1 protein-coding gene is annotated in these 1,660 nt (G+C 68.7%); it reads right to left on the reverse strand.

The features are described 5' to 3' along the window. Positions 1-32: 32 nt before the first annotated feature. Positions 33-1,585, reverse strand: a protein-coding gene (locus DOO78_RS26800) for an IS3 family transposase (RefSeq protein WP_243634812.1) whose coding sequence is annotated in 2 segments (ribosomal slippage) — positions 33-1,126 and positions 1,126-1,585 — 1,554 coding nt in all. Because the reading frame shifts where the segments join, the coding sequence is not laid out codon by codon here. Positions 1,586-1,660 lie beyond the last annotated feature (75 nt).

Consider the following 1,660-nt stretch of genomic DNA (forward strand, 5'->3'; position numbering starts at 1 on the left):
CGGTGATTGTCAAAGAAGTTGTCCGGTGCCGATCAGGCGGCGTCTCTGATTTTGTGGTCGCTGAGGTCGCGCTCGGGGTTGAGGCAGACGTCACCGACCGGCGTCCAATTTCGGATCTGGCGTGACCACCGGGTGGGGTTGGCGGCGCGAGCTTCGGTATAGAGCTGGGCCCGGCGCTCGAGGAGCGCGCGATCCTCGCCGGCATGCCGAGCGCCGGGCGTGACGAACTGGATCGCGCTGTGGCGGTGCTCGTGATTGTACCAGGTCACGAAACGGGCAACCCAGTGCTGCGCCTCCGCCCTGCTGGCGAACCCCGACGCCGGCCAGTCCGGCCTGTACTTGCAGGTGCGGAAAAGGGCTTCGGAGAACGGGTTGTCATCGCTGACCCGCGGACGACTGTAGGAGGCGATGACGCCGAGCCGCTCGAGGGTGGCCTTCATGGTCGCGCCCTTCATCGGGCTGCCGTTGTCGGCGTGCAGGACCAGAGGGCGGGTGAGGCAGCCCTCGGCCCAGACCGCCCTGCGCACGAGCTCGGCGGCCAGCTCGCCGGCTTCGCGTTCATGGACCTCCCAGCCGACGATCTTGCGGCTGTAGATGTCGAGGATGAGGTAGAGATAGAAGAACACGCCTCGGATCGGACCGGGCATCCAGGTGATGTCCCAGCTCCAGACCTCGCAGGGACCGCGGGCGCGGTGGCTGGTCGGCGGTGGGCGACGCGCCGGCGGCCTGGCCCGGCCACGGTGGTGTTGCTGATCCTCGGCCCGCAGGATGCGGTAGAAGCTGGCTTCTGACGCGAGGTAGCGGCCCTGGTCTGCAAGGCGCGGCACGATCTGGCTCGGCGGCAGGCTCTTGAAAGCGTCGCTGTTGCAGACGTCCAGCACGGCCCGACGTTCCGCATCCGACAGCTTGTTGCCCGGCGCTGAGCGAGGCGCCGTCGGGCGGCGGTCTTCTGGCGCGCCGTCTCTGGCCTGCCAGCGGCGACAGGTCCGAGCGTCGAGCCCGAGTTCCGCACAGGCCGAAGCGCGGCGCGCGCCGGCCGCGACAGCCCGGTCGATCAGCGCGATGGCGTTCTGGCGATCCGGGGTGCTGATCATGCGTCCTCGCCGTCCCCCCAGATCGCTGCGGCGTTTTTTCTCAGCACCAATAGTGCCGCCGCCTCGGCCAGCGCCTTCTCTTTGCGCGCCAGGTCGCGCTCAAGCGCTTTGACGCGCTTCTTCTCCTCCTTGGTCGCCTGGCCGAGCCGCTGACTGCTGGCACGCTCCCAGTCGTTGGCCTGCTCGCAGGCGGTCCGCCAAGCCTGGATCTGCTCAGGGTAGAGCCCCCGCTGGCGGCAGTAGGCGGCCAGATCGGCCTCGTTCAGGGCGGCCGCCTCGAGAACGGCAGCGAACTTGTCGCGCGACGTCCAACCCTCTGGGCCCGCGTCGGCATCGGGCAGGAGCCGGCCCTGGCTGCGAGCCTCGCGGCGCCAGGTGTGCAGGGTTGCCTCAGAGATCCCCTCCTCCTTGGCCAGCTGCCGTAGGGGTACCGCGTGCGGCGGCTCCAGCTTCCTCAAAACCGCCGCGCGGCGTTCCGTCGAATAGGCCAACTCATCACTCCGTCCCGCCCCTCTGAAAATGAGAGATCATCTCAAGGCGCCGGACAACTTCCCTGCCACAGGGGG

The organism is Roseicella frigidaeris, assembly GCF_003258945.1.
In the GTDB taxonomy this organism is placed as follows: Bacteria; Pseudomonadota; Alphaproteobacteria; order Acetobacterales; family Acetobacteraceae; genus Paracraurococcus; species Paracraurococcus frigidaeris.